Source organism: Candidatus Magnetaquicoccus inordinatus, from assembly GCF_004217665.1.
Classification (GTDB): domain Bacteria; phylum Pseudomonadota; class Magnetococcia; order Magnetococcales; family Magnetaquicoccaceae; genus Magnetaquicoccus; species Magnetaquicoccus inordinatus.
The window spans coordinates 1-1,606 of record NZ_RXIU01000402.1 but is presented as its reverse complement, the minus strand read 5'-3'; the positions used below and the strand labels follow the sequence as shown (position 1 = coordinate 1,606).

The 1,606-nt window shown below is 56.7% G+C and carries 2 protein-coding genes; both read right to left on the bottom strand.

Features of this window, described 5'->3' with window-relative positions:
- Nucleotides 1–1,231: phage terminase large subunit (gene terL / locus EJP87_RS16030; protein ID WP_130472852.1), on the bottom strand; the 1,231-nt coding region annotated here is incomplete at its 3' end.
- On the bottom strand, nucleotides 1,231–1,464 hold the full coding sequence (locus EJP87_RS16025) for a hypothetical protein (RefSeq protein WP_130472851.1): 234 nt from the start codon (nucleotides 1,462–1,464) through the stop codon (nucleotides 1,231–1,233). The genes EJP87_RS16025 and terL, both read right to left, overlap by 1 nt.
- Nucleotides 1,465–1,606: the final 142 nt, after the last annotated feature.

The window sequence follows — 1,606 nt, the reverse complement described above, 5'->3', positions numbered from 1 at the left end:
GCTCAATCAGTGTCGATTGGGACTGGTGGAAACGGATCAAGCCGTTGGCAATATGGGGTTGCAGGGAGGTGATGCGCAGCTCCTTGTCGCTGCTCGGGTTGACGCTTTCTGCGGGCACAGGCACGCCCTGGGCGGCAGACTGCTTGACCAGCTCATCCTTGAAAAACTCTTGAAACTGTATAGCTTCCACCGCCCACAGTCGGCACTGGTACTTTTTCTGGAGGTCGATCACATCGCGGATGATGCGATCCGGCTTGCGAATGCGAATATCTGCCTCGACCACATCCAGGATGCCGGTTTCGCGATCCAAACCGGCGACCAGGATGGCTGACGGGTCGCCACGTCCGCCCGATTTGCCCAAGGACGGATCCACGGCGCCAAAATAGATCCACCGTTTTTTCGGTTCGTTCCAGAACGACAGATCTGTAAAAATTGCATTCTCAGAGAGCGGCTCGTTTTGCATTTCCGAGTCAAAGGCGTTGCGGCCATTGCGGGCACGGATGATCATCAGCGCCTGCAGTGGTCGCACCTCTGGCCAGGAAACCTCTGCTCCGGCATCCATGCGGGCGCGATTGGCCCTGTAAAAGAAGAGTGCCGCTTCCTCTCCTTCCTGCTTGAAGATCCGCTCCCAGGTTTCCCAGAGATCCAGATGGTCAGGCCAGCGGATAATGGCCCGGAATCGGGCCGACTCCCACATTTTGTTGTTTAGGATGACCGTGGCGGTGCCGTAGACACGCATCAGTTCCCGGCCAAAATCGGGGATGATGCGCCGAAAAACCCTGATGTCATCCGGGAATTCGCGCAAAATAAAGGCGTCTAGCGCCAGGGCAAAATCCTGAATCATCGCCGCCCGGTTGATCTCTGGCGAGCCGCGCTGGGTGGCGTTGATGGTTTTGATATGGGCATCGGAGAGGCCACGAATCACCTCGATCAGTTTGATGGTGTCGGCGGGGTTGTCGCTCTCCATGGCTGTTGTCAGCAAAGCCTGAGCGCGCAGGATGGTGGAGGAGAGCAGTTGCAGCATGGCGTGATTGACGGCATCCACCCCACCCGTACTCAACAGGGTAGTGCTGCGCGCCTTGTCCCAGTCGTCACCATTCGCCTTGGCCTGAGTCAGCCAGCGGCGCACAGTGGCTGCCGAGACCGGCAGCTCTGCCGCAATCTCTTCTGGGCTCATTCCTTGCAGAACATAGCGTGTCCTGGCTTCTGGCAGGTGTGCGGTTTTGGCCATCACAAACCAAGAGTTTTTTTGATGTAGTCCATGGACAGGGCGACGACTGCTGCCGCGCCTGTGCCTCCGATTGCGCCAATCAGGTTGGTTTTCTGCTCCACTTTGCGCAGGCGCGTTTCCAGCCTTTTGGAGTCTTCGCGCATCTCTTGCTGGTTTTTGCTGACTTCTTCCAGCTTGGCTTCTATACGCTCCATAGAGAGCAATACTTCTTGCGTAAAATTGAATTCAGACATGGGTTTTATCCGTCGATAGTGCGGGTTGTCGGCTGCCGGGATCTTTGCTGACCGCCAGCAACCCCCCGGCAACCATTTGGCCGATATTGGCAAAGGCTTGAAATTTTTCTGGATCGAGATGTACGCCGAAAGCGCTGGCAGC